General features: G+C 61.7%; 26 protein-coding genes. 18 read left to right on the forward strand and 8 right to left on the reverse strand.

What is annotated here, in order from left to right; translation table 11 throughout:
* Positions 1–41: 41 nt before the first annotated feature.
* The 9 genes from SIAM614_RS19815 to SIAM614_RS19855 all read left to right on the forward strand — a co-directional run bounded on the left by SIAM614_RS19815 (position 42) and on the right by SIAM614_RS19855 (position 8,954).
* A complete protein-coding gene (locus SIAM614_RS19815; RefSeq protein WP_040440642.1) occupies positions 42–722 on the forward strand; it encodes an HAD family hydrolase in 681 nt (226 codons plus the stop codon).
* Position 723: 1 nt separating this feature from the next.
* Positions 724–1,680 carry a sugar-binding transcriptional regulator gene (locus SIAM614_RS19820; RefSeq protein WP_006937289.1) on the forward strand — a complete coding sequence of 319 codons (957 nt, stop codon included), beginning with the start codon at positions 724–726 and terminating at the stop codon, positions 1,678–1,680.
* A gap of 164 nt (positions 1,681–1,844) precedes the next feature.
* Complete coding sequence (locus tag SIAM614_RS19825) at positions 1,845–3,155, forward strand: ABC transporter substrate-binding protein (protein ID WP_040440673.1); 1,311 nt, start codon at positions 1,845–1,847, stop codon at positions 3,153–3,155.
* Between the two features lie 85 nt (positions 3,156–3,240).
* Complete coding sequence (locus SIAM614_RS19830; protein ID WP_040440643.1) at positions 3,241–4,113, forward strand: carbohydrate ABC transporter permease; 873 nt, start codon at positions 3,241–3,243, stop codon at positions 4,111–4,113.
* Positions 4,114–4,116: 3 nt separating this feature from the next.
* Positions 4,117–4,947, forward strand: a complete 831-nt coding sequence (locus SIAM614_RS19835; protein ID WP_006937301.1) for a carbohydrate ABC transporter permease — start codon at positions 4,117–4,119, stop codon at positions 4,945–4,947.
* 11 nt (positions 4,948–4,958) lie between these two features.
* Positions 4,959–5,963, forward strand: coding sequence for an ABC transporter ATP-binding protein (locus SIAM614_RS19840; RefSeq protein WP_006937304.1), 1,005 nt, complete (start codon positions 4,959–4,961; stop codon positions 5,961–5,963).
* A complete protein-coding gene (locus tag SIAM614_RS19845; protein WP_006937305.1) occupies positions 5,960–6,733 on the forward strand; it encodes an L-iditol 2-dehydrogenase in 774 nt (257 codons plus the stop codon). The genes SIAM614_RS19840 and SIAM614_RS19845 overlap by 4 nt, the downstream gene beginning before the upstream one ends.
* A 3-nt stretch (positions 6,734–6,736) precedes the next feature.
* Positions 6,737–8,248, forward strand: coding sequence for a mannitol dehydrogenase family protein (locus tag SIAM614_RS19850; RefSeq protein WP_006937307.1), 1,512 nt, complete (start codon positions 6,737–6,739; stop codon positions 8,246–8,248).
* Between the two features lie 166 nt (positions 8,249–8,414).
* A complete protein-coding gene (locus SIAM614_RS19855; RefSeq protein WP_006937308.1) occupies positions 8,415–8,954 on the forward strand; it encodes a TlpA family protein disulfide reductase in 540 nt (179 codons plus the stop codon).
* Between the two features lie 32 nt (positions 8,955–8,986).
* On the opposite strand, the gene SIAM614_RS19860 is transcribed toward SIAM614_RS19855, so the two are convergent.
* From SIAM614_RS19860 to SIAM614_RS19875, 4 genes are all read right to left on the reverse strand, one after another.
* Positions 8,987–9,814, reverse strand: a complete 828-nt coding sequence (locus SIAM614_RS19860) for a heme ABC transporter ATP-binding protein (RefSeq protein WP_006937309.1) — start codon at positions 9,812–9,814, stop codon at positions 8,987–8,989.
* A 9-nt stretch (positions 9,815–9,823) separates the two neighbouring features.
* Positions 9,824–10,966, reverse strand: a complete 1,143-nt coding sequence (locus SIAM614_RS19865) for a FecCD family ABC transporter permease (RefSeq protein WP_006937310.1) — start codon at positions 10,964–10,966, stop codon at positions 9,824–9,826.
* Positions 10,966–11,781, reverse strand: coding sequence for a heme/hemin ABC transporter substrate-binding protein (locus SIAM614_RS19870; protein WP_006937311.1), 816 nt, complete (start codon positions 11,779–11,781; stop codon positions 10,966–10,968). Before SIAM614_RS19870 ends, SIAM614_RS19865 begins: the two co-directional genes overlap by 1 nt.
* Before the next feature lie 78 nt (positions 11,782–11,859).
* Positions 11,860–12,942 carry a hemin-degrading factor gene (locus SIAM614_RS19875; RefSeq protein ID WP_006937312.1) on the reverse strand — a complete coding sequence of 361 codons (1,083 nt, stop codon included), beginning with the start codon at positions 12,940–12,942 and terminating at the stop codon, positions 11,860–11,862.
* A gap of 266 nt (positions 12,943–13,208) precedes the next feature.
* Between SIAM614_RS19875 and SIAM614_RS19880 the strand changes: the two genes are divergently transcribed.
* From SIAM614_RS19880 to SIAM614_RS19910, 7 genes are all read left to right on the forward strand, one after another.
* Positions 13,209–15,332, forward strand: a complete 2,124-nt coding sequence (locus tag SIAM614_RS19880) for a TonB-dependent receptor domain-containing protein (protein WP_040440644.1) — start codon at positions 13,209–13,211, stop codon at positions 15,330–15,332.
* Positions 15,333–15,502: 170 nt separating this feature from the next.
* Positions 15,503–16,567 carry a LacI family DNA-binding transcriptional regulator gene (locus tag SIAM614_RS19885; RefSeq protein ID WP_006937314.1) on the forward strand — a complete coding sequence of 355 codons (1,065 nt, stop codon included), beginning with the start codon at positions 15,503–15,505 and terminating at the stop codon, positions 16,565–16,567.
* A gap of 38 nt (positions 16,568–16,605) precedes the next feature.
* Positions 16,606–17,601 (forward strand): ABC transporter substrate-binding protein, encoded by a 996-nt coding sequence (locus SIAM614_RS19890; RefSeq protein ID WP_040440645.1) that lies wholly within the window; start codon positions 16,606–16,608, stop codon positions 17,599–17,601.
* Positions 17,602–17,664: 63 nt separating this feature from the next.
* Positions 17,665–18,468: an ABC transporter permease gene (locus SIAM614_RS19895; RefSeq protein WP_006937316.1), complete on the forward strand. Its 804-nt coding sequence runs from the start codon at positions 17,665–17,667 to the stop codon at positions 18,466–18,468.
* Between the two features lies 1 nt (position 18,469).
* Positions 18,470–19,261 (forward strand): ABC transporter permease, encoded by a 792-nt coding sequence (locus SIAM614_RS19900; protein WP_040440647.1) that lies wholly within the window; start codon positions 18,470–18,472, stop codon positions 19,259–19,261.
* Entirely contained in the window at positions 19,258–20,301 is a 1,044-nt protein-coding gene (locus tag SIAM614_RS19905) for an ABC transporter ATP-binding protein (RefSeq protein ID WP_006937318.1), read from the forward strand. The genes SIAM614_RS19900 and SIAM614_RS19905 overlap by 4 nt, the downstream gene beginning before the upstream one ends.
* On the forward strand, positions 20,298–21,110 hold the full coding sequence (locus SIAM614_RS19910; RefSeq protein WP_006937319.1) for a phosphodiesterase: 813 nt from the start codon (positions 20,298–20,300) through the stop codon (positions 21,108–21,110). Before SIAM614_RS19905 ends, SIAM614_RS19910 begins: the two co-directional genes overlap by 4 nt.
* A 40-nt stretch (positions 21,111–21,150) precedes the next feature.
* Here the strand turns inward: SIAM614_RS19910 and SIAM614_RS19915 are convergent, their stop codons facing one another.
* The 3 genes from SIAM614_RS19915 to SIAM614_RS19925 are packed head-to-tail and all read right to left on the reverse strand — an operon-like array spanning position 21,151 to position 24,279.
* Positions 21,151–22,221, reverse strand: a complete 1,071-nt coding sequence (locus tag SIAM614_RS19915; protein ID WP_006937320.1) for an ABC transporter substrate-binding protein — start codon at positions 22,219–22,221, stop codon at positions 21,151–21,153.
* Positions 22,218–23,615, reverse strand: a complete 1,398-nt coding sequence (locus SIAM614_RS19920) for a sensor histidine kinase (protein WP_006937321.1) — start codon at positions 23,613–23,615, stop codon at positions 22,218–22,220. Before SIAM614_RS19920 ends, SIAM614_RS19915 begins: the two co-directional genes overlap by 4 nt.
* Positions 23,608–24,279, reverse strand: coding sequence for a response regulator transcription factor (locus SIAM614_RS19925; RefSeq protein WP_040440648.1), 672 nt, complete (start codon positions 24,277–24,279; stop codon positions 23,608–23,610). Before SIAM614_RS19925 ends, SIAM614_RS19920 begins: the two co-directional genes overlap by 8 nt.
* A gap of 192 nt (positions 24,280–24,471) precedes the next feature.
* On the opposite strand from SIAM614_RS19925, the gene SIAM614_RS19930 reads away from it, so the two are divergent.
* On the forward strand, positions 24,472–25,461 hold the full coding sequence (locus SIAM614_RS19930; protein WP_006937323.1) for a Bug family tripartite tricarboxylate transporter substrate binding protein: 990 nt from the start codon (positions 24,472–24,474) through the stop codon (positions 25,459–25,461).
* A 157-nt stretch (positions 25,462–25,618) separates the two neighbouring features.
* Here SIAM614_RS19930 and SIAM614_RS32075 read toward each other — a convergent pair whose 3' ends face one another.
* On the reverse strand, positions 25,619–25,765 hold the full coding sequence (locus SIAM614_RS32075) for a hypothetical protein (RefSeq protein WP_006937324.1): 147 nt from the start codon (positions 25,763–25,765) through the stop codon (positions 25,619–25,621).
* Here SIAM614_RS32075 and SIAM614_RS19935 point away from each other — a divergent pair.
* Positions 25,764–26,195: a tripartite tricarboxylate transporter TctB family protein gene (locus tag SIAM614_RS19935; protein ID WP_006937325.1), complete on the forward strand. Its 432-nt coding sequence runs from the start codon at positions 25,764–25,766 to the stop codon at positions 26,193–26,195. The genes SIAM614_RS32075 and SIAM614_RS19935 overlap by 2 nt on opposite strands.
* The last annotated feature ends 7 nt before the right edge of the window (positions 26,196–26,202 follow it).

Raw genomic sequence — 26,202 nt, forward strand, 5'->3', positions numbered from 1 at the left:
TTCTAGACACCAAAAACAATCGTAAGGCAGGAACCTCGAGCTTGAATCAGCCAATCGACCTTGTCATCTTCGACTGCGACGGCGTGCTCATCGACAGCGAAGTCATCAGTGCGCGCATGCTGGTGGCGGAGCTTGCGACGCGCAATGTCCACATCACCATGGACTATGTCGCCCACCATTTCCTGGGCCGAAGCTATCCGGTGGTTCTGCAGCAGATCCGGCAGGAGTTCGGCGTCGACCTGCCGCCGGAGTTCGAAACCGCCTACCGGGCAAGTCTTCTCAGCGCCTTTGAAGCGGAGCTCCGGCCGGTCGAGGGTGCACGAGAGGTGATCGAGGCCCTTGCCGTGAACTATTGCCTGGCTACCAGTTCCAGCCCGCCGCGGCTTGCCAGATCGCTGGAAATCACTGGACTGACGGATCTGTTTGCCGGACGCACGACGACAGCTTCCGAAGTTGCCCACGGCAAGCCCGCCCCGGACCTGTTCCTGCTGGCAGCGGAAAAACACGGCGTTGCACCCGAGCGCTGCCTGGTGATCGAGGACAGTGAAAACGGCATCAAGGCAGGCCTTGCCGCCGGTATGGAAGTCTATCGTTTCATTGGCGGATCGCATCTCACGGGACTTGCGACCTCCAGCACTGCCGCGGCCGGTTCCACGCAAGTGTTTGCATCTTTCGGCGAATTCTTTCAGCTTAGGCCGGATCTGAAGAAAAACGGCAACTAAGATGAAACAGAAAATTCCTGCCGAGGCATCCCGTCTCGACGATGCCGCCCGCGCCGGCTGGTTATACTATGTTGCCGGCAACACCCAGGACGAGATTGCCCGCAAGCTCGGCGTCTCGCGGCAGTCGGCACAGCGACTGGTGTCGCTTGCGGTCAGCGAGCGCCTGATCAAGGTCCGGCTCGATCATCCGATTGCCCATTGCATGGAATTGAGCAGCCGCCTGACCGAACGCTTCGGCTTGCAGAGCTGTGAGATCGTGCCGAGCGACCCCGACGCGCCGTCCTCCACCGTCGGCATTGCACTGGCGGCGGCTGCCGAGATGGAGCGTCACTTCCGGTCCCAAACACCGAAGATCATCGCCTATGGCACCGGCCGAGCCCTGCGCGCCTCGGTCGATCAGTTGCCGATGATGGACTGCCCGCAGCACCGCATCGTCTCGCTCCTGGGCAACATGATGTCGGATGGCTCGGCTTCGGCCTACAACGTCATCATCCGGCTCGCGGACCGCATCAATGCCCGTCATTACCCAATGCCGCTGCCTGTCTTCGCCCGCTCCCGAGAAGAACTTCAGCTTCTGCACAACCAGGAAGCGGTGCACAATATCCTCGATCTCATCCGTCAGGCCGACGTCACCTTCGTTGGTATCGGCAACATGGGGCCAACTGCGCCATTGACGGTCGACGGATTCGTCAGCCACGACGAAATGCGCGCCCTGGAAAAAGCCGGTGCCATCGGCGAGATCACGAGCTGGGTTTACGATAGGAAAGGCGCGCTCGTCGAAGGACTTACCAACGACCTTGTTGCCAGCGCCCCCCTGCTGCCGGCGGGGGAAAAACCGGTCTACGGAATTGCAGCGGGCGACGGCAAGGTGCCGGCCATGCTGGGCGCTTTGAATGGCAAATTCATCAATTGCCTGATCACCAACGAGACCACGGCTGAGCAATTGCTCAAACTCTGAGCTATTACCCATCACATATAACTATATGTATTTAAAAGGCTTTTCGCAGTGCAGCGAGAAGCCTTTTTAGTTTTAGGCGATTCACATCTTGACTCACGCCGCGAAATCGAGCGAATATTTGCCCGCAAGAATGGCAAATGCCCAATCTCGCTTGGGAGGAAAAAATGGCATTTCATACCCGTGCGCTGCTCAGCGCATGTGCAATGGTGGCTCTGTGCGCATCCGCATCTGCAGAAACCATCACCATCGCAACCGTGAACAACGGCGACATGATCCGCATGCAGGGTCTGACGAAGGATTTCACCGACAAGAACCCCGACATCGAAGTCAAATGGCTGACCATGGAGGAGAACGTTCTCCGCCAGCGCGTCACCACTGACGTCGCCACCAAGGGCGGTCAGTTCGACGTCATGACCATCGGCACCTACGAGGTTCCGATCTGGGGCAAGCAGGGCTGGCTCGTTTCCCTGAACGACCTGCCGGAAAGCTACGATGTGGACGACATCCTGCCGGCCATTCGTGGCGGCCTGACCGTTGACGGCGAGCTCTATGCAGCACCGTTTTACGGCGAAAGCTCCATGGTCATGTACCGCAAGGACCTGATGGAAAAGGCCGGCCTGGAAATGCCGGAAGCCCCGACCTGGGACTTTATCGTCGAAGCCGCCAAGGCAATGACGGACAAGGAAAACGAAATCTACGGCATCTGCCTGCGCGGCAAGGCCGGCTGGGGTGAGAACATGGCGTTCCTGACGGCCATGGCAAACTCCTACGGTGCCCGCTGGTTCGACATGGACTGGAAACCGCAGTTCGACACGCCACAGTGGAAAGATACCCTGACCACCTATCTCGACGTGATGAACGAAGCAGGCCCTCCAGGCGCTTCGTCCAACGGCTTCAACGAAAACCTGGCTCTGTTCCAGACCGGTAAGTGCGGCATGTGGATCGACGCCACCGTGGCGGCCTCCTTCGTGACCAACCCGAAGGACAGCCAGGTTGCCGACAAGGTCGGCTTCGCTCTGGCACCGGACAACGGCCTTGGCAAGCGCGGTAACTGGCTGTGGGCATGGTCTCTGGCCATTCCGGCCGGCACCCAGAAGGAAGCTGCTGCGAAGAAGTTCATCGAGTGGGCGACTTCCAAAGAATACCTGGAGCTGGTTGCGGCCGAAGAAGGCTGGGCGAACGTCCCCCCGGGAACTCGCACGTCTCTCTATGAAAACCCGGAATACCAGAAAGTTCCGTTCGCAAAGATGACGCTGGACAGCATCAACTCAGCTGATCCGCAGAATCCGACCGTCGATCCGGTCCCGTATGTCGGTGTGCAGTTCGTCGCTATTCCGGAATTCCAGGGCATGGCAACTGTTGTCGGTCAGGCATTCTCCGCAGCTCTTGCTGGCTCGATGGATGCTGACGCCGCCCTGGCCGCAGCACAGGCTGCGACCGAACGCGAAATGAAGAAGGCCGGTTACCTCAAGTAGAAGCCTTCGCGGACCGGCGGGTGCCTGCCCGTCCCGCCGGTCTCCTCCTCTTCCGCGTGAGCTCTGACCGAGCAAAGGTCACACCATGGCTACCCAACACTCACGGGCGGCGGCCCGTTTGATGATCTCTCCGGCAGTTCTGCTGCTGCTGGGCTGGATGATCATCCCGCTGTCGATGACCCTCTATTTCTCTTTCCTGCGCTACAACCTGCTGATTCCGGGAATGGAAGAGTGGGCCGGCTGGACCAACTACGAGTTCTTCCTCACCGATCCGGCTTTCTTTGCAGCGCTGAAGAACACCCTGCTGCTTGTCGGCGGCGTCCTTCTCATCACCATCATCGGCGGCGTGTTGCTGGCCCTGCTGCTCGACCAGCCCTTCTGGGGCCAGGGGATCGTGCGCATTCTGGTGATTGCCCCGTTCTTCGTCATGCCGACCGTTTCCGCGCTGGTGTGGAAGAACATGTTCATGAACCCGGTCAACGGCCTGTTCGCCTACTTTGCGAAGTTTCTCGGGCTGGAACCGTTCGACTTTCTTTCCCACGCGCCGCTTTTCTCGATCATCCTGATCGTCGCCTGGCAGTGGCTGCCCTTTGCAACGCTCATTCTGCTCACCGCGCTTCAGTCGCTGGACAGCGAACAACTGGAAGCGGCCGAAATGGACGGCGCCAATTTCCTGAACCGCTTCGTCTTCATCATGGTGCCGCATCTGGCCCGCTCGATCACGGTCGTGATCCTGATCCAGACGATCTTCCTGCTGTCGGTCTTCGCGGAAATTCTCGTCACCACCAATGGCGGTCCGGGCTATGCCTCGACCAACCTCACCTACCTGATCTATGCCCAGTCGCTGCTGCAGTTCGACGTCGGCGGCGGATCGGCCGGCGGTGTGGTCGCCATTATCCTCGCCAACATCGTTGCGATCTTCCTGATGCGGATGATCGGCAAGAACCTGGAGGCCTGACCCATGGCGCGCGCAGTCTCCACCCGCCGCAAGGCCCTCGTCACCATCTGTGCATGGGCCGTCGGCATCGCCATCTTCTTCCCGATCCTGTGGACCGTGCTGACCAGCTTCAAGACGGAAGCAGAAGCCATTGCGTCTCCTCCCAGCTTCCTGTTTTTCGACTGGACTCTGGAAAACTACAGCACGGTCCAGGAGCGTTCGGACTATTTCCGGCACTTCTCCAACTCGGTCATCATCTCCTTCGGCTCCACCTTGCTGGGCCTCCTGATCGCGATACCGGCGGCCTGGTCCATGGCCTTCGTGCCGGGCAAGCGCACCAAGGACGTGCTGATGTGGATGCTGTCCACCAAGATGCTTCCGCCGGTCGGCGTGCTGATCCCGATCTATCTGCTGTTCCGGGACACGGGCCTTCTCGACACCCGTATCGGCCTCGTGATGGTGCTCACCCTCATCAACCTGCCGATTATCGTCTGGATGCTGTTCACCTACTTCCGCGAAATTCCGGGCGAAATCCTGGAAGCCGCGCGAATGGACGGGGCGGAGCTCTGGTCCGAGATCGTCTATGTGCTGACGCCCATGGCGGTGCCCGGCATTGCCTCGACCCTGCTGCTCAACATCATCCTGTCCTGGAACGAAGCGTTCTGGACCTTGAACCTGACGGCTGTCGACGCTGCCCCCCTCACCGCTTTCATTGCCAGCTATTCCAGCCCGGAAGGCCTGTTCTACGCAAAGCTGAGCGCTGCCTCGACGATGGCAATCGCCCCGATCCTCATCATCGGCTGGTTCAGCCAGAAGCAGCTCGTACGCGGCCTGACCTTCGGCGCGGTTAAATAGGAGACCTGAACATGGGTCAGATAACCCTCAACCAGATTACCAAGAGCTTCGGCGACGTTCAGGTCATCCCGCCGCTGGATCTGCAGATCGACGACGGTGAGTTCGTGGTGTTCGTCGGTCCGTCCGGCTGCGGCAAGTCCACACTCCTGCGGCTGATTGCAGGCCTGGAGGATGTGTCTTCCGGCGACATCACCATCGACGGCAAGAACGCCACCGAAGTGCCACCTGCAAAACGCGGCCTTGCCATGGTGTTCCAGTCCTATGCGCTTTATCCGCATATGTCGGTGCGCAAGAACATCGCCTTCCCGCTGCGCATGGCCGGTATCGACAAGGCCGCGCAGGACGCCAAGGTGGCTGCGGCCGCCAAGGTGCTGAACCTGACGGACTATCTGGACAGGCGCCCGGGCCAGCTTTCCGGCGGCCAGCGCCAGCGTGTTGCGATCGGCCGTGCCATCGTGCGCGAACCGGCTGCCTTCCTGTTCGACGAACCCCTGTCGAACCTCGATGCAGCCCTGCGCGTCAACATGCGCCTCGAGATCTCCGAGCTGCACCAGTCCCTCAAGACGACCATGATCTACGTGACCCACGACCAGGTGGAAGCCATGACCATGGCCGACAAGATCGTGGTGCTGCAGGCTGGACGGATCGAGCAGGTCGGCTCGCCGCTGGAGCTTTATCACACGCCGCGCAACAAGTTCGTGGCCGGCTTCATCGGCTCGCCCAAGATGAACTTCCTGACGGGCTCCTTCGCTGACGAATTCGATGCAGCCACCATCGGCGTGCGGCCGGAACATCTGACCGTTTCGCAAAGCGACGGCAAATGGGTCGGCAAGGTCGGCGTGTCGGAACACCTTGGCTCCGACACTTTCCTCTATGTCGACATGGACGGCGTCGATGAACCGATCACCGTGCGCTCGTCCGGCGAGATCGGTTTCCGCCACGGCGACATTGTTCACCTGACCCCGGCCCCGGACAAGATCCACCGCTTCGACAATCAGGACTTGAGAATCGCATGAGCCGACTTGCAGGAAAATCCGCGCTGATAACCGGGTCTGCCCGGGGTATCGGCAAGGCCTTTGCCGCGCGGTTTGTGGAAGAAGGGGCCAAGGTGGCGATTGCCGATATCAACCTTGAAGGCGCTGAAGCTGCGGCCAGGGAAATCGGCCCGAACGCCTATGCCCTTCGGCTGGACGTCACCGACCAATCCTCCATCGATGCGGCCATTGCGGCCGTGGAGGAGAAGACCGGCGGGCTCGACATCCTGGTCAACAATGCGGCGCTGTTCGATCTGGCACCGATCGTCGAGATCACCCGCGAAAGCTACCAGCGCCTGTTCGATATCAATGTCGCCGGAACCCTGTTCATGATGCAGGCCGCGGCGAAATCGATGATCAGGCGCGGCCAGGGTGGCAAGATCATCAACATGGCCAGCCAGGCGGGCCGGCGCGGCGAAGCGCTGGTGGGCATCTATTGCGCCACCAAGGCCGCCGTCATCAGCCTGACCCAGTCGGCCGGCCTCAACCTGATCGAACATGGCATCAACGTGAATGCCATCGCCCCCGGCGTCGTCGACGGCGAGCACTGGGACCACGTGGATTCGATGTTCGCGAAATACGAAGGCCTGCAGCCCGGCGAAAAGAAGGCTCAGGTTGGAGCCTCCGTGCCGTTCGGGCGCATGGGCACCGCGGAAGACCTCACCGGTATGGCTGTTTTCCTGGCGTCGAAGGACGCGGACTACATCGTATCGCAGACCTACAACGTCGATGGCGGCAACTGGATGAGCTGACCAATGACCCAGAAACTAGATGAAACTGTGCTCTCCTCTCTTCCTGAAACCGTCAAGGCACCGGCTTACCGCCGGTCGGACCTTTCCCCCGGCATCCTTCACATCGGCGTCGGCAATTTTCACCGCGCGCATCAGGCCATCTACCTGAGCAAGCTGTTCGATCTTGGCGAAGGCCATGACTGGGCCATCGTCGGCGCGGGTCTGAAGCCCTACGACAAGGCCATGCGCGAACGCCTGCAAGGCCAGGACTGGCTGACAACCGTGGTCGAACTCGATCCGGACGGCCTCAGCGCGCAGGTCTGCGGTGCCATGATCGACTTTGTCGATGTCGACCCGCAGGCGCTGATCGCACGCCTTGGCGACCCTGACATCCGCATCGTCTCGCTGACGATCACCGAAGGCGGCTATTTTGTCGATCCGAACACCGGCGGCTTTGACGTCAACCACCCGGAAATCCAGGCGGATCTGGCGTCTCCCGATGCCCCGCAAACGGTTTTCGGCGTGCTTGTGGCCGCTCTGCTGGCAAGGCGCGACAAGGGCCTTGCCCCCTTCACCGTGATGTCCTGCGACAACCTGCCGGAAAACGGCCACATGGCAAAACAGGCCGTTGCCGGGTTTGCCAAGGCACTGTCCCCGGAAGCGGGAAGCTGGATCGCCGACAACGTCGCCTTTCCGAACGGAATGGTCGATTGCATCACGCCGGCGACCGGCGACCGCGAACGCAGCCTGGTGCAGGAGCGTTTCGGCCTGACCGATGCCGCTCCCGTCGTCTGCGAGCCGTTCCGCCAATGGGTGCTGGAGGATCATTTCCCGGCAGGCCGCCCGGCTCTTGAAAAAGTCGGCGTCGAATTCGTCGACGATGTCGCGCCTTACGAACTGATGAAGCTGCGCATTCTCAACGGCGGCCATGCGGCCATCGCCTATCCGGGTGCGTTGCTGGGGCTTTACTTCGTTCATGACGCCATGGCCGACCCGCTGATCCGCGCCTTCTTGCGGAAGCTGGAAGAAGACGAGATCCTGCCCACCGTTCCGGAAATCCCCGGCGTCAGCTTTCAGACCTATCTCACCACGGTGATGGAGCGGTTCTCCAATCCTGCGGTGGGTGACACGATCCCCCGCCTTTGCCTCGACGGTTCCAACCGTCAGCCGAAGTTCATCCTGCCGTCGATCCAGGACCGGCTGGACAAGGGACTGCCGATTGCCGGTCTTGCTCTGGAAACGGCGCTGTGGTGCCGCTACTGCCTCGGCCAAAACGAGGCTGGGGAACCGCATGTCATCGAAGACAATAACGCCGGCCTTCTCAAGTCCTGGGCGCAAAGCGTTTATGCCAGCAAGACGGATCTGATCGAAATGCCGGAGCTCTTCGGCAACCTCGCCTTCGACGGCAACTTCCTGAGGGCGTTCAGCTATGCCGCGGAGATGATCGCTACGGAAGGTGTTGCCGAAACCCTGAAGGCCTATATCGACGGCCGGTTCCAGAGCGGCGTGGCCTCGCTTCAGGCCAGAGCCAGCTAGGGCGCGGCCTCATAAATGACAGGGGATCACGCTCGCGCCACCGTGTGCGCAATGTGATCCCTTTTGCCTTTCAATTTGCCCCGCTGCGCTTACCTTTGCCTTCACTGACAGGCGAGGTTTTGACCGTCGCCTGTACGACAGATCGCGGCAAGGCGGGATTACGGGCATGAGACACTTGAACCGACGGGACTTTCTGGCAGGCAGCGCGGCAATGGCGATGCTGCCGGGAACCGCGTTTGCGGCAGGCAACGACTTCTACCGGCTTGGCCTGGCCGAACCGGCTTTTTCCATCGAGCCAAAACTCGATCTCCCCGATCTTGGCGGCACCGTCCACACGCTCTCCGACTATTCCGGGAAGATCCTGCTGGTGTCGTTCTGGGCGACATGGTGCCCGCCCTGCCGAAAGGAAATGCCTGGGTTGGCGCGGCTCAACCGGGAACTTGGCCCCGAAGGTTTTTCGGTGCTTGCCGTCAACGTCGGCGACCGGCAGGATCGGATCGAAGGCTTTCTGGATGAGATCGACTACGACGGCCTCACCGTCCTGATGGACACGGACAAGGCGATGCCGAGCACCTGGTTCCTGCGCGGCTTGCCGGTGACCTACATTCTGGACGGCACCGGCAAGGTCGTCCTTGCCGCCATCGGTGACCGGGTATGGGATTCGGACGAAATGATCGCCGCGCTGCGCTCCCTGAAAGGCGCCTGACGGCGCAGCAGCGACCCGAGGCGACGGGCCCGTCAGCCGTTGTCCACCGGAACGATCACCGGCCGTCCCCCGCCCGTACGTGTCAGGATCTCCAGCGGAAAGTCGTAAGCCTTCGACAGCAGCCCGGCCTGCATCACCTCGTCGCGCACACCGAAGGCGAGACGACGCCCGCCCTGCATGACCAGCACACGGTCGGCGAAGGCCGCGGTCAGATTGAGATCGTGCATCACAGCAACGACCCCGCCGCCGCGTTTGGCGTAATCGGCCGCAAGCTGCATGATCTGGACCTGATGCTTGATGTCGAGACTGGACACCGGCTCGTCCAGGAACAGCCAATGCGGCAGGCCTTCTTGCGGAAGCGGCTCCCACACCTGACACAACACGCGCGCGAGCTGCACCCGTTGCTGCTCGCCGCCGGACAGGTCCTGATAGCTCCGCCCTTCGAACCCGGCAAGGCCCACCTGCGCGAGCGCCTCGGCGATGCGCCGGGCACGAAAGTGTCTGTCCCGGCGTCCGCCGGTCACGCCCAGTCCGACCACTTCGGCCACATTCAGCGGAAAGGAAATCTGGCTCGCCTGCGGCAACACTCCGCGCATGGCCGCCAGAACCTCCGGCGACAGGCCGCTGACCTCAAGCCCGGCCAGCGTAATCGCTCCGGAATAGGGCATGTCCCCGGTCATGGCTTTCATCAAGGTGGTCTTGCCGGAGCCGCTCGGCCCGATGATCGCCAGCACCTCGCCCGCCTTTGCATGAAAGGAAAGGTCCTGCACGATCCGGGTCTTGCCGGCAGAAACAGACACCTGCTCGACAAAAAGATCGGGCGTCAGTGCCGTGCCGTTTTCAATTGTCCTGTGCAACATTACGCCCCCTTAAAGACCTGTAAGGCCGCGCTTGCGCAGCAGGATCCAGAGGAAAAATGGCGCGCCCGCAAAGGCGGTGATGATGCCGATGGGCATTTCGGCCGGAGCCACGAGGGTGCGCGCCAGCGTATCGGCGGCAATCAGCAGACAGGCGCCAAGAAGCGCTGCGGCAGGCAGCATGTAGCGGTGGTCCGGACCGATTGTGAGGCGCAGCAGATGCGGCACGACAATGCCGACAAACCCGATGCCGCCACTGACTGCCACGCAGGCCCCCGTTGCGGCCGCCACCAGCAGAATACTGAGGTTCTTGAGCCGCTGCACCTTGATGCCGATGTGAGAGGCTGCGGCCTCGCCCAGAGTCAAGGCGTTGAGACCGCGCGCCAGGAACGGCACACAGACGAGCATGGCCAGGATGATGGGTGCGGCGGACGCAACCTTTTGCCAGTTGGAGCCCGCAAGCGAGCCCAGCCCCCAGAACTGCAGGTCGCGCAGTTCCTGATCATCCGCCACATAAACCAGCAGACCGGTGATTGCACCGGTGAGCGCCCCAAGCGCAATGCCCGCCAGAAGCAATGTCGCCACCGAGGTGATGCCGCCGCGTGTGCCGATCCGGTAAAGCAGCAACGTCGTCGCAAGACCACCGCCAAAGGCCGCCAGCGGGACCGCGTATATGCCAAGGAGTGCCATCACCGGGGCGAGCAGCGAATTTCCCAGAACGATGAACGCCGCCGCGCCGAGCCCCGCCCCGGCCGAGACGCCCACAATGCCTGGATCCGCCAGCGGATTGCGGAAGAGCCCCTGCATCACCGCACCGGACACCGCCAGGGCCGCGCCGATCAGCGCTCCCAGCGTGACGCGCGGCAGGCGGATATCCATGAGCACGATCCAGTCTCTGGCCGAAACGCCGTCCGGAACCTGCTCCCCTGCCCCAACGATATAGGACGGCACATGGGGAAGAAGCTCCAGAACGGGGATCGAGATCGGGCCGATGGCAAGGCTTCCCAGAACGACAAGACAGGTGAACGCCGCGAGCAGCACAATGACCGCCCGCGCGAGGGGCGCCCGGTCTCCGTGTTTGAGATCGGCAAGACCGAGCAGCGAGGATAGCCGCCCGCTTCTGCCGGCCAGCGCCGTTTCACTCATCAAGGCCATCAGCTTGCCGTGTCCGCCAGGCGGTTCGACAGTTCGCGGACAGCTTCGGCCGTGCGCGGACCGAACCCGAGGAGGAGCTGGCCGTTCATCCGGACCAGCCGCTTGTTCCGGCCTGCCGGCGTTTGTGCCAGCGCCGGATGATTGAACAGGGCATCACCGCTGGCATCGCCGTCACCGTCGCCATGCCGGTCCATCATCAGCACCACATCGGGTGCCGCGCTTATGATGGCCTCGTCGCTGAGGATCTTGTAACCGGAAAAGCCGGACGTGGCGTTTTCCGCCCCTGCCAGGGTCAGAATGCCGTTGGCCGCCGTATCGGATCCGGCCGCAAGAATACGCCCGGCTTTTGTCGACAGAACAAACAGAACGCGCACCCCTTCGGTCCTGCTTTCCGCGGCACGTTGCGCTTCGGCGAGATCCTCTTCAAGCTTGCCTGCAAGAGCTTCGGCCTTCGCCGGAACGCCGAGCACCTCGCCGACGACGCGCACCTTCCGGAGGATACCCTCTGCGGTGTAGGCCTCCGGCACATCCGCCAGCGCCACACCGGACTTGTGCAACACGTCCAGCGCTTCCTGCGGACCGCTGCCTTCCAGCATCAGGATCAGATCCGGATTGACGGACAACACGCCTTCCGGTGAAAGCGCGCGCATGTAGCCGACATCCGGCAGGCTTGAAGCTTCTGCCGGGTAGATGCTCGTGCTGTCGCGGGCAATCAGCCTGTTGTCTTCACCAAGGGCATAGACGATCTCTGTCACGGAGCCGCCGATGGCGACGATCTGGTTGCTTTCCGGACGGCTTGACCCTTCGGCGAACAAGGGATTGCCGGGCAGGACAACCGCCGCGGCGGTCAGAACGACAGCCGCAGAGACACTGCAAAACGTGAAGGGACCCGATCATGTGCTGCTCCCAGCCGGACGCACGTCGAGTTCGGCATGTTTCGGCAAGGCCGCGCCATCGGTCCGCTCCCGGTTGCCTTCACCGCGCACACCGAAGAACTGGATGATCTGCTGGCCATCGCTGTCATAGGCCTCGATGGAGGTGACATGACCGATATCCGCCGGCTTGCGCACCGCCCAGACCTCATAGATGTGATCGGTCCGCAGATGCAGATGGAAGGTCGGGTCCATGACGTTGATCCAGGGGCCCTTGTCCATCACGGTTTCCACCGGACCCGAATGGATCTGGATGCAGCCACGGTTGCCGACGAAACACATGATCGGGATCTTTTCCGAAGCGGCCAGACGCAGCAAGGCCGGGATCGCGCCGCGATCGAGCGGCCAGGCCCAGGCATCGCCCGCCAGCTCGAACGCGCTGACCCGGTCGAGGTCCAGATCCTTCAGAAGTCCGTGGAACTGATGCGGATCGGTCATCGCTTGCCAGCGGGCGCGCAGAACCGTTTCAGCACCCTCCGACGGCGACTTGCGGCGGAACGGGTCTGCCCTGGCTACCTCCGGCAGCACATCCGGCGTCTGGTCTTCCAACGCCAGTTTGTCGACCAGTGCGTTCCAGGCGTCCAGGTCCGTTTCCGCACGGGTGTGGATCTTCATCACCGCGTCGCCATGGGCATCGAAGAACTGCAGCGACCGGCGGATGTCGTTGCCGTCAGCCTTTTCGACGGCAAAACCATGCACCCAGTTGGCCGGGAACATGCGTGTATCGATCTGCTCACCCAGCATCAGGGCTGCCCGCTTGCCGTTCACGAATTTCTCGAAGGGCCCGATCTTCTCGTGCACCGCGCTCTCGTTACGCGTCAGTGCCATGACGGTGCCGACGCTCTGCAGCCCCGGAAACAGGTCATCGAACCGCGGCTCGATTCGGCGCACGCCATGCCCCACGAAGCTGGCGACAAGCTCCGCCTCCGTGATGTCGAGCATCTGTGCCAGATCGCGCTCGCGCATCTTCGGATTGTTTGCGCGTGCCGCCCGGATGCTGGCAGCGCCTTGCCTGGGTTCAGAGGAAATCTGATCGGCATTCATGAGTTTTGCCCCTAATCGCTATGGTCTTCCTGCTGCGCATCTTCAGTTTGCCGCCTCATCATCCCGTTGGGTAACATTCTGGGATCATTGGGTATTTTGGATTCATTCCAAAGAAACGGTTTTCCTCAAACGCCGCAATCTAATACTTGACTCATATATTCATATTTCATTAGGAACACAATACATGAGTCACTGACTCATGTTTATAACGCTGTGTGAGAGGCAGCGAAAAGGACGCGAACAACGCGCACTCTTGGAGAATTTTTATGGGGCTAAAGAAGACCGGCAACTCCCGCTTGATGGGGGGTGTTGCCCTTTGGGTTCTGGCTTTTAATTGCGGGGCAGCGGCACAGGATCTGGCACCGGATGCCGCATCGGCGGCACCTGCCACCGGACAGGATCAGCCGGTGTCTGTGTTGCAGCAGATCGTGGTCAGTGCAGGCGTTCCGAAAGTCGCCATCGACACACCGCAGGCGGTCACGGTGCTGGATCAGGAACGAATCGACGATCTGCAACCGCGCTCGATCGGCGACGTTTTCGAGGAAATTCCGGGCGTCACACCGATCGGCAGCAACTCGATCCTCGGCGAAAGCATCAATATCCGCGGTATCGGCGAAGCCCTTTCGGGCGACGAGACCCGGATCATCATGCAGGTCGACGGGGTCAACAAGTTCTTCGAACAGTACCGGATGGGCTCGTTCTTCTCCGATCCGGAGCTTTACAAGCAGATCGAGGTCCTGCGCGGACCGGCGTCCTCGACGCTCTATGGTTCCGGCGCCATGGGCGGTGTGATCACCTTCACCACCAAGGACGCCAGCGATTTCCTCGATTCGGGTGACCTGATCGGCGGACGGCTGAAAACGTCATGGGATTCCAATGGCAACGGTTGGCTGGGTAGTGCGATCATCGCGGCAGAACCGGTCAAGAACCTCGAGTTGCTCGGTGCCCTCAACTACCGGCAGTCTCAGGACATCACGGACGGCCAGGGCAACGAAGTCCCGGACACGGATTTCAACTCCATCAACGGCCTGATCAAGGCCCGTTACACCTTCGGGGAGAACGACGACCAGTCCGTTTTCGCAAATTACCAGAACTGGTCGAGCGACGAGGACAACCAGAACTACGATCAGATTTCCTGGGAGAACACCTTTGGAGACGTGGACCGGACGGTTACCGACCAGACCGCGATCATCGGCTACCAAAATGCCTTCACCGGCAACGATTTGCTTGATGTGAAGGCACAGGTCAGCTGGTCCGACACGCGGGTTGAGCAGAAGAACCAGGACCCGATCTGTTACGGCCCAAATAGCTGCGTCTACTCTCTCGGCATGAGCTCAGAATATTCCTATGAAACCTGGCAGGGCAAGGCTGACAACGTTGCCACGTTCCAGTTGGGTGAAGACTGGATGGCCTATGTGACGACCGGGATCGACGGCCAGTATCAGGAGCGGCTCAATCCACGCCATTTTGCGAACTATACTCAATCCGGTTCGAACTCTCACCCGGAAGGCGAAACGGTCAACGTTGGTGGATACGCGCAGGCCGAACTGGTCTGGAACGACCGCATCACCCTCATTCCCGGCATGCGGATCGACTACAGCAATGTGTCTGTCGGCAGCTATGTGAACAGCAAAGGCACGACTGTTGACCTGAACGAGGACAAGAGCGCCGTCGGCTATTCTCCGAAGCTGGCAGCCATGATCAAGATGTCCGAGTGGCTCGGCGTCTTCGGCTCCGTCGCTCATACCGAGCGCCTGCCGTCTCTCGACGAGGTGTTCTCGAATTATGTCGTCAACGATCTCGACAAGGAACTGTCGAACAACTTCGAGGCCGGTGTCACGCTGTCCTTCGACGACCTGATCATGGGTGGCGATGCCTTCCGCCTGAAGGGAACGGCGTTCCGCAACAACGTCACCAACTATTACGCCAGCTACTGGAACGGCTCGTCGGTGGTAACAGAGGTCATTCCGAAAGCCCGTTACGAAGGGCTTGAACTGGAAGCCTCCTACTGGACGGAAAGCGTTTACGGATCGCTTGGCGCCTCGCTGATCCGGGGCAACAACGTCAGCACCGGCGGCTACATGAATGCCGTCCCCGCCGACAGTGCGTTCCTGAAGATCGGATACGTCTACCGCCCCTGGAACCTCGACTTCGGCTGGAAGGGCGACTTCTACGCCGCCCAGGACCGCGTGGGGTCCGACGAACAGGAAACCGCCGGCTATGTGCTGCATAACCTTTATGCCGCCTGGAAACCGGAAGAAGGTTTCATGGCGGATAGCGAGGTCCGCTTCAACGTCGACAACGTCTTCGACAAGTCCTACCGGAACCACCTGAGCGAAGACGAAGGTGCGGGCCGCAGCTTCAAGCTGAGCTTCGCCAAGAAGTTCTGACCCATGACCCGCCGCCTGTCCCCGCGGGCGGCGGGTTTCAAGCCGGGCTCCGGCGAACGTCTGCGCCTTAAAAAAGCGCCTCCCTCCCTTTTTGGAAACGCTTTCATCAAAGTGACATCGACGCCCTGTATTCAGCCTTGGAAACGTTTCCAAGACTGAGGGAGCCAGGAGTGAGATCGCGACCACCGACGATCAAGGATGTTGCCGAGCAGGCCGGTTGCGGCATTGCAACGGTAAGCCGCGTTCTCAACGGCACCGGCTCCGCAAGCGCCGACACACGCCGGAAGGTTCTTTCGGCAGCAGACGCACTCGGTTTCGAGTTCAGCGCGCTTGGCCGGTCCCTGCAGAGCAGCTCGACCAAGACCATCGGCTGCATCGTCCCCTCCCTTGCCAATCCCGTTTTCGCCGAAGTCGTCCAGGCTGCTCAGCAGGAAGCCCACCTCGAGGGCTATCAGCTCATTCTGGCCTGTTCGGAATACGACGAGATGCAGGAGCTTCAGGCCGCGCGCACCCTGATTGCCAAACAGGTCGACGGCCTGGTTCTGACCGTCAACAACGCTTCGGACAGCGAAGCCCTGGAACTGATCCGGGACCGGCGGCTTCCCTGTTGCCTTGTCTACAATCGCGCGTCTTTCGGCCTGCCCGCATGGGCCGTCGACAACCGGGCGGCAGCGCGCGAGGTCGCACAGGCCTTCCATGACGAGGGACACGTTCAAACAGGCTTCCTCGCCCTGCGGTTCCACCGCTCCGACCGCTCGCGCGAACGCTACGAAGGCTTCGCCGCCGCGTGCCGCGAATTCGGCATGGCGGACCCGCTTCTTCTGGAAATCGAGGAGCAGGAGGGCAACCTTCTGGAATTGCTCGGCACGCTTCTGGCGGAACACCAGGCCCTGACCGGAATTTTCGCGTCGAACGACTTTCTGGCCCTTGCCGCCATGAAGGCCGCACGGGCCCTCGGCAAGCGTATTCCCGACGATCTGTCGCTGGTCGGATTCGACGGCATTTCCACCGGCCTGCTGGTCGACCCGCATCTGGCGACCGTCGAAACCGATCCGCGCACAATGGGTCAGGGCGCGGTCCAATCCGTCCTGGCAAGGCTGCTGGACCGGCCAACACCCGACCTGCCGTCCGCTGCCGCCACATTCAGTTTCCGGGCCGGAGGCAGCCTCGGCCCTCCCGTTCCCGGAAAAGCCGATGGCAGAGAAGCTGCCACTTCCCTGCCATCCCATGAGTAACCCCGAGACCTGCTTGAGATCGCTTAGGAGTCACTGACATGAAACGTACACTTTTCGCATTGGCCATGACAATGGCGGCCGTCGTGCCGGCAAAGGCCGAAGATGCCGTTTGCTACAACTGCCCGCCGCAATGGGCCGACTGGGCATCGATGCTGGAAGCCATCAACGAAAAACTCGGCATTGCCATGCCGCATGACAACAAGAATTCCGGCCAGACCCTCAGCCAGCTTCTGGCCGAGAAAGCCGCACCGGTTGCCGACGTTGCCTATTACGGCGTAACGACGGGCATCAAGGCCGGCAACGAAGGTGTCGTCACCGCCTATAAACCTGCCGGTTTCGACGATATTCCCGAAGGCCTGAAGGACCCGGAAGGCAAATGGTTCGCCGTTCACTATGGCACGCTTGGCCTGTTCGTGAACGTTGACGCCCTCGGCGATGCACCGGTGCCGCAGTGCTTTGCCGATCTGAAGAAGCCGGAATACCGCGGCATGGTCGGCTATCTCGATCCGTCATCCGCCTTCGTCGGCTATGCAGGCGCGGTTGCCGTCAATCTGGCCTTCGGCGGTGATCTGGAGAACTTCGATCCGGCCATCAGCTACTTCAAGGAACTGGCCGAAAACGACCCGATCGTTCCCAAGCAGACTTCCTTCGCACGCGTCGTTTCCGGCGAAATCCCGATCCTCTTCGACTATGACTTCAACGCCTACCGCGGCAAATACGAAGAAGACGGCAACTTCGAATTCGTGCTGCCGTGCGAAGGCTCCGTGCGCGTTCCCTACGTGATGAGCCTGGTGGCAGGTGCGCCGCATGAAGAAGCCGGCAGGAAGGTTCTGGACTTCATCCTCTCCGACGAAGGCCAGGCCATCTGGACCAACGCCTACCTGCAGCCGTCCCGCCCGGTGGAACTGCCGGCTGAAGTCGCAGCCAAGTTCCTGCCTGCAAGCGACTACGAGCGCGCGGTTGCCGTCGACTATGCCCACATGGAACGCGCCCAGGCCGGTTTCGGCGAGCGTTACCTGAACGAAGTCAAATAACGTCCTGACCTTGCGGGCCGGAGTGCATCGGCGTTCCGGCCCGTTTTCCCGAAGGCATCCTTCATGTCCGACAGAACATTCGTGACCGCCTGCCTTGTGCCGCTGGCGGTATTCACCCTCGCTTTTCTGGCACTGCCGCTGGTGCGCCTGGTTCAGGCTTCGTTTGAATCGGAAGCCGGCTGGCAGATCTACCTGCAGATCCTGCAGACACCGCGTTATCTGGAAACTCTGGTCAACACGGTGCTGGTGTCGCTGGCGGTCAGCCTTGCCGCGCTGGTGCTGGCGACCACCGCCGGTCTGTTTCTGGCGCGGAACAGGTTTATCGGACGCGGCCTGCTGCTCTCCGTCCTCACCCTGCCGCTCGCCTTTCCGGGCGTCGTCATCGGCTTCCTGATCATCCTCCTGGGAGGACGTCAGGGGCTTTTCAACCAGCTTTTGCCCGGGCACATCGTCTTCGCCTATTCGCTGACCGGCCTCTTCCTCGGCTATCTCTATTTTTCCATTCCGCGCGTCCTGCTGACGGTGATGGCGGCGGTGGAAAAACTTGACCCCGCGCTGGAAGAAGCCGCCCGCACCCTCGGCGCGTCGCCCTGGCGTATCGTCATCGACGTGATCCTGCCCGGTCTTGCGCCGTCCCTGGTTGCCGCCGGCGCCATTGCCTTCGCCACCGCCATGGGCGCCTTCGGCACCGCCTTTACGCTGGCCACCAACATCGATGTGCTGCCGATGGTGATCTACACCGAGTTCACCCTGTCGGCGAATATCGCCATGGCGTCCGCCCTCTCCGTTCTGCTGGGTATGGTGACCTGGGCCCTGCTTTATGTCGCCCGCAGTTTTGCGGGAACGACGGTTGCGGCGGGAGGCTGACATGAAAAGATCTCTCGCCTGGTGGCTGCAATGCGCGGTCACGCTTGTCATCGCCGCCTTTCTGCTGGTCCCGGCCATCCAGTCGATCCTGGCCGGGGTAACAGCCAACTATTTCCGAGGCCTCTCTTCCGGACTGACACTGAAATGGATCGGGCGGGTCTGGGAGCTTTATTCTGCCAGCATCTTCCTGTCGCTCTGGCTCGCGATTGCCTGCCTTGTCGTCACGCTGGTGATCGGCGTTCCGGCGGCCTACGCCCTTGCCAGAAATCCCGGCCGTCTGTCGCGCATGCTGGAAGAATTCATCTCGCTTCCCCTCGCCATTCCTGGCCTTGCGCTGGCGCTTGCGCTCTTGCAGCTTTACGGGACCTTGTCCGGCTTCCGCACGTCCTGGACCTTCATCCTGGTCGGCCACGTTCTCTACACGCTGCCGTTCATGGTGCGCTCTGTCCTGGCCGTTCTGATGGCCATGGATTTCCGCAGCCTGGAAGAAAGCGCGGCAACGCTCGGTGCGTCCGCCTTCACGCGGTTTCGAACGGTAATCGTGCCCAATGCCATGCCGGGCATCCTGGCAGGTGCGCTGACCGTGGTGACGCTTTCCATCGGCGAGTTCAACCTCACCTGGATGTTGCACACGCCTTATCTGAAAACCCTGCCCGTCGGCCTTGCCGACAGCTACGCCTCCATGCGGCTGGAGGTTGCCTCCGCCTATACGCTGGTCTTCTTCGCGATGATCGTGCCGCTGTTGATGGCCATGCAATGGGCCTCCGCCAGAGCGCAAAGGATCGCTCAATGACCCTGACAATCGAAACCGCCGCCAAGACGTTTGCTGACGGCACGCGGGCGCTGTGCCCGACCGACCTGACCGTCGGCCCCGGTGAAATCCTGTCCCTGCTCGGCCCCTCCGGCTGTGGCAAGACGACCCTTTTGCGCATCATTGCCGGACTGGAACGCCCAGACGCAGGCAGCCGGATCCGGTTCGACGAGACCGACGTCACCGGGCTTGCCGTGGAACACCGCAATGTCGGCATGGTGTTCCAGTCCTACGCGCTCTTTCCAAACATGAGCGTGCGCGCGAATGTCGGCTACGGCCTGAAGGTTAGAAAAGTCCCGGCGGACGAACGCCGGCAACGTGTAGACGAGGTGCTGCGCCTGTGCCGCCTCACCGACTACGCCGACCGGCCGACCCATGCCCTTTCGGGCGGCCAGCGCCAACGGGTGGCCCTGGCACGGGCCGTGGCACCGCGCCCGAAGATCCTGCTGCTGGACGAACCGCTGTCAGCCCTGGACGCTGCCTTGCGCGACAGCCTTCGCGACGAACTTGCCGCCATGCTGCGCCAGTTCCGGATCACGGCTGTTTTCGTGACCCACGACCAGAGCGAAGCCATGGCGATAGCGGATCGGATCGCGGTGATGTCGAGCGGAACAATGCTGCAGGTCGGCCGCCCTGAAGAGCTCTACCACGCACCGGCGAATACCTTCGTCGCCCGGTTCATCGGCAACGCCATGCCTCTGGCAGGACAGATGGAAAACGGTGTCCTTCACCTGCCAGGTGGACGCCTGGAGCTTCCGGCAAGCGCCGCCGGCAAAACGGCCTACATACGGTCGGAAAACATCCGGCTCGACCAGGCAGGATCACTGGAAGGAAAGGTGGAAACCGTCACCTTCTCCGGCGGTCATTTCCGTCTTGCCGTCGGTGGTGTCCTGCCGGACGGCAGCCTTCTCTATCTTCAGCACCCGGGCAGAACAGCCCCTGAAAGCGGCAGCACCGTGCGCCTCACCATCGACCCTTCCGACCTCATCTATCTCGCAGACCAGACATCGACACATTCATGACCAAGATCATTCAGATTTCCGATACCCATATCGTTCCCGAAGGGACCCTCGCCTACGACCAGGTCGACACTGCCGCAGCCCTTGCCGAGACAGTCGCCACAATCAATCGCCTGCTGCCCCGGATCGGGCCAGTCGATCTCGTGATCGTCACCGGTGATCTGACGGAACATGGAACACCGGAAGAATACGACCGCTTCAAAAACCTGATGGCGGATCTCGAACTGCCCTATCGGGTCCTGCCGGGCAACCATGATCGGCGCGAGCCGATGCGGGAAAGCTTCTCCGGCGAAAACTGGATGCCCCGGACGGGCCCCGTCAACTGGCAGATCGACCTTGAAGACTTTGCCGTAGTCGGGCTCGACAGTCTCACCGAGAATGCCGCACACGGCACCCTTGAAGCGGCAACCCTGTCGTTCCTTACGGATGCTCTGACAGACATTGGCGACAAACCGGCCCTTGTCGGATTTCATCACCCTCCCTTTGCCGTGGGCATCGAGGCGATGGACGCGCAGAACCTGCACGATGCGAACAGCCTCGGCAGCGCCCTCTCCCTGCACTCCGGGCAGGTCCGGCTTGTCTGCGGGCATCTGCACCGCTCCATCGCCGGGCTTTTTTCCGGCAGCCTGTGCCAGGTCTGTCCCGGCACTTCGCATGCGGTCACGCTGGACCAGCGTGCCAATGCCGGCAACAGCCTGACCAAGGAGCCAGGCGGCATGCTGCTTCACGAATGGCGTGACGGCGGATTTCTGACCCACCTCATTCCGGTCGGGACCTATCCGGGGCCTTATCCCTTCCTGGGTGTTTCCTGAGGGACTCCCGCAGAGATAATTCGACCTTCGCTCCGATGCCTCATGGCCCCGGAAACGTCGACCGCCAGCGGCGCAGAAACGTTTCCCGGGTCAGGGCATCGAGCGCGACCATGAGGGCGGGTGACAGCCCGATAGGTCGCAGCGCGGTCGAACTCAGCGCCTCGCCCTCGTTGCCTTCCTCCGTTTCCAGAAGCGGACTGATCAGCAAGGCCGTCCTGAGCGCAAGCGTACCTTCCGAAGACAGGAGGTAATCCAGAAACGCAGCTGCCTCTGCCTGATTTTGCGCCTGTTTCGGGATCATGAAGGTGCGTGACAGGACCAGCGTATAGTCGGACGGCAGCACGATGCCGATCCGGTCGTCGTTAAGCTGATAGCCCTGGGCGTAAGACCCCAGCACGTTGTAGGCAATCAGGTAGCGCCCCTCGGCCACCCCCCTGATAATGTCGACCGAGCAGCAGGTGGAAATCGCCTGCGACCGGCCGAAGGATTCCTGCAGCGCGCCGAATGTGGTCGCCTCCTGCGCGTCGGCGAACGCGAACAGATAGCCGAGCCCGGACTGCTCGATATCATAGGTCGCGACCCGCCCGGCATAGGGCGTGCCGGACGGTCTCAGAAGGTCGAGCAGGTCGAAGCGCGTTTGCGGAATATCCTCCACGGGCACGAGCTGGCGGTTATAGACGATCACCGCAGGTTCCCGGGTGATGCCCCACAATTCGTCGCGCCAGCGAAGGGCTTCGGGCAACTGTTCGGTCAACCGCGAGCGGTAGGACGCCGCGCAGGCTTCGTTGACGAGTTGCACCATCTGGTGAACGCCGGAGCTGATGACGATATCGGCACCGGCAACGCCGTCACGGCACTCCCGGCGTGTCAGCCGGTAAAGCTCGTTCGAGCCCCATTGTTCATAGCGTACCTGCAGCCCCGGCCGGGTGCGCAGGAAGCTTTCGACCACGGGCCCGAAGATGGCGATATCGGTAGTCGAGCGCAGCACCAGCACCCTGTTGGGGGTCTGGGGCCCGAAAACTTCCACCAGCTCCTGGGCCGAAACGGCCCGACCGGTGGTGAAGAGAACGGCCAGTGCGGCAAGGCACTTCAGGACAGGCACCAGCTTCATGTGCGTCCCTCCGGCAGGGCCGCAAAAACCAGGGCGGCGCGAAAACTGTTGCTGGTGGTTTTTTCCAATAGCAATTCACCATCGAAGGAATGGGCGACCGAATGCGCGATCGCAAGACCGAGACCGGAACTGCTTTGCCGTGACCGGGCGCCCTTGTTGAAGCGGGACCCCAGTTCGGCAAGAACACCATCCACCGGCCCGCCGCCTGCATCTTCCACCCAGATGCTGGCTCTCTCGCCTTCCAGGGAAGCCCCGATGCGCACCGGCGAGCGGCCGTATCTGAGCGCGTTGTTCAAAAGGTTCTTCAAGGCTTCCTTCAGGGACTGCGCATCGGCCAGCACTTCGACGGGGTCCTCGCCGATATCCAGGATGACGTCGAACTCCGGATTGAGAACCGCGTGATCGCCTTCCTCGAAAACATCGAGCGCAATATCGCGCAGGTCTACCCTCTCCCGCCGGGCGCTGTCACCCCGGTGGATCACCAGGGCCTGGCTGAGAAGCTGGTCAAGCAGACGGCCGAGACTGGCCGTGCGGGCCTGGATCCGCTCGACGATCTTTTCTTTGCGGGCAAGCTCCGGCTCGTCGGTAAAGAGTTCTGCCTGCGCCCTCAGGGCCGCCACCGGTGTCCTGAGCTGATGCGCGGTGTCGGAGATCAGATGCCGCATGGAATTCATCTGCCTGTCGAGCCGGGCCATGAAGCCGTTGAGGGCATTGATCATGACCGCCGTTTCCCGCGGCACCGAGGTATCGAGCGGCGTCAGGTCGTGCGGATCACGCGCGGTGAGGCCACCTGCGATCCGCTCCAGAGGCTGCAGCACCGAGCGCACGACGACCACCGACAAGAGCACCATCGCAAGCCCGGAGGCTGCCAGCACATAGAGCGCCTTGCGGGTGATGTCATAGGCCATCTCATTTCGTGCGCGCAGCGTCTGGCCGACAACCACCTTGACCGTGCCATTCAGCGTGCGTTCGGCGAACCGGCGAGAGACGACGGCAAACCGGGCCTGTTCGCCGAAGAACGCACCGTCGAAAAACCCGCCCCGGATATCCCGCCTGCCCGTGGGCAGGGTGATTTCGTCGTAGCCGGTCAGGGTTTCCCCCTCTACGCCGATGATGCGGTAGCCGATCCTGTCATCGGGAGCGAGGGCCAGCAGCTCGAACGCGGAGACCGGCAGCTCGATGACGGGCCTTCCATCCTGAACGGTGATGGATGAGGCAATGCCGGTCGCCGCGCCCAGCAGCAGCCGGTCATAAGCGCTTCGGGCAGCTTCCCGGCCATAGGCAAAGGCGGCGATGGAAACGATCACCCCGCCGGAGATCAGCAGAAAGGCGATACCGAAGGCGACACGCGCGGTGAGCGAGGAGGACGCCAGCCTGCGAATGAGATCAGTCATCGACTTCCAGCTTGTAGCCAAGCCCTCTCTGGGTCTCGATCCTGACAGACCCGCCCGAGAGTTTCTTGCGCAGCCGCGCAACATAAAGCTCCAGCGCGTTCATGCTGACATCGGTATCCTGAAAACTGAACACGCCCTCGAACAGACGTTCTTTGCTGACGGTCTTGCCGCGATTGCGGACCAGGATCTCCAGCAGCGAGAATTCACGCCGGGTCAGAGTGATCGGGCTACCGTCCTGCCGGACAACCCGCGCGGAGGCATTGAACGTCAGGCTGCCGAGCGTCAGTTCCTCCGCCTTGTCGCCCTGCTCACGGCGATAGAGCGCGCGGATGCGCGCTTCCAACTCGCGGTGGTCGAACGGTTTGACCAGATAATCGTCCGCGCCGGAATTGAGCGAGGAGACCCGGTCGTCGACGGAAAACTCGGCTGTCAGCATCAGCACCGGCGTGCGCTCGCCCCGGGCCCTGATCTCTTTCAAAAGCTCGGTGCCCAGACCATCCGGCAGATTGATATCGAGAACGATCACGTCGTAGCGCTGGACGGTGACGCAGGCCCGCGCCTCTTCCAGCGTCTTGGCCAGATCGCAGGCGACACCGGACCGGCCCAGCCGGATCATGATCGCCTCCGCCATATCAAACGTGTCTTCAACGAGCAAAAGACGCAAAGATTCTTTCCTCCCGGTCCAGTCTTGCCCCGCAATTTCGCCGCTTGCAAGCAATGTGCGCTCTGTTGACAGGTTGGTGACAGGGTTTGGCGCTAGGCTCCCTGTCACGTCCGTTGGGAGGGCCCGTACAAAGGCAGCACAACGGATATCAAGGGCTAACCAAAAGCCTTGCACATGTGGAGGAAACACAACATGGCATTCAAAACGACCCGCCTTCTGATGGCGGCCGCATTCCTTGGCGCGTCCGCGTTCGGCGCAACCGCTGCCGATTTCACACCGGAAAACCCGGAATGCATTGCACCGGCCAACCCGGGTGGTGGCTGGGACTTCACCTGCCGCCAGGTCGGCAAGTCTCTTCAGGACCTGAAGCTTCTCGACAAGACCATGCAGGTGGTGAACCTGGCTGGCGGCGGCGGCGGCGTGGCCTATGCTGAAGTGGTCAACAAGCGCGGCGACGACAACGACCTGATCGTGGCAGCTTCCTCGGCCACCGCGACCCGTCTCGCCCAGGGCGCTTACCCGGGCAACACCATGGACCAGGTCCGCTGGGTGGCTTCCGTCGGCGCTGACTACGGCGTCATCGCCGTTGCGGCCGACAGCCCGATCAACACGCTGCCGGAACTTCTCGACCAGATGAAATCCGATCCGGCCTCCATTTCCGTTGCAGGCGGCTCCGCCGTTGGCGGCTGGGACCACCTGAAGGTTCTGATCGCAGCCAACGCTTACGGTATCGAAGACGTCCGCACCGTGAAATACATCGCCTTCGATGGTGGCGGTGAAGCCGTGACCCAGCTTCTGGCCGGTTCCGTCCAGGCTTTCACCGGCGACATTTCAGAAGCCAAGGGCTTTGTCGACAGTGGCGACATCAAGGTGATCGCCGTTCTGGCGCCCGAGCGTCTGTCCGGTGAATTCGCCGACTTCCCGACCGCAAAGGAACAGGGTGTCGACGCGATCGGAGCCAACTGGCGCGGTTTCTACGCACCGGGCAACATGTCCGACGACGCCTACAACGCGTGGGTGTCCAAGATCTCCGAACTCTACGCAAGCGAAGAGTGGAAAGGCATCATGGCTGCAAACGGTCTGGCGCCGCTCGACCTGCAGGGTGAGGCATTCCAGGAATTCGTTGCCAACTCGGTTCAGCAGATCCAGGACATCTCCAAAGAAATCGGCATCATCAAATAAGAATGCCGCTTTTCCGACTGGGGGGCGCAGTCCATGTGCCCCCCTCTCTTTTACAAATTCCGACTGACCGATCCACATACACACCCTCATCCTGAGGTGCGGAGCAACGCGAAGCCTCGAAGGATGGGTCACGAGTTCGGCATCCGCCGCCCATGCTTCAAGACAGGCCTTCGGCCTTCATCAGCATGAGGGAGGTGGTGTGGCGCGTCAGAAAACCGGGTGGCACCGCAAGTGCCGTTTCCGATAGACCCCGTTTCAGGCGACCGCCGTCACCGGCAAGGACCGCCTGAAGGAAGGTATCCATGAGCGACCGTATCTTTGGCGCGGTCGGGCTTTTTCTCGCGCTGGGATATGCCTGGGCCGCTCTTGTCATCGAAGAAAGCTTTCTGTCCGACGCCGTCGGCCCGAAGGCCTTTCCCCTCATCATCGCGGCGGTTCTGGGCCTTGCCTCCGTTGCAATTTTCCTGAAGCCGGACACCGCGCCGGAATGGCCGTCGCTGCCGCGCCTTCTCGAAGTCGCCATGGCTGTGCTGGCGATGATCCTCTACGCGATCCTTCTGCCGGAAGCCGGTTTCATCCTGGCAACCGCCGTCGCCGCGGCCTACCTCACCTGGCGCCTCGGCTCATCGCCCATCGGCTCGCTTGTCACCGGCTGCCTGACGTCGGTCGGTATCTACGCCGTCTTCCATCTCGTTCTTGGCCTGTCTCTGGCCAAGGGCCCGTTCGGCTTTTAACGGAGCA

The sequence above is a fragment of the Roseibium aggregatum IAM 12614 genome (assembly GCF_000168975.1).
Lineage (GTDB): Bacteria > Pseudomonadota > Alphaproteobacteria > Rhizobiales > Stappiaceae > Roseibium > Roseibium aggregatum.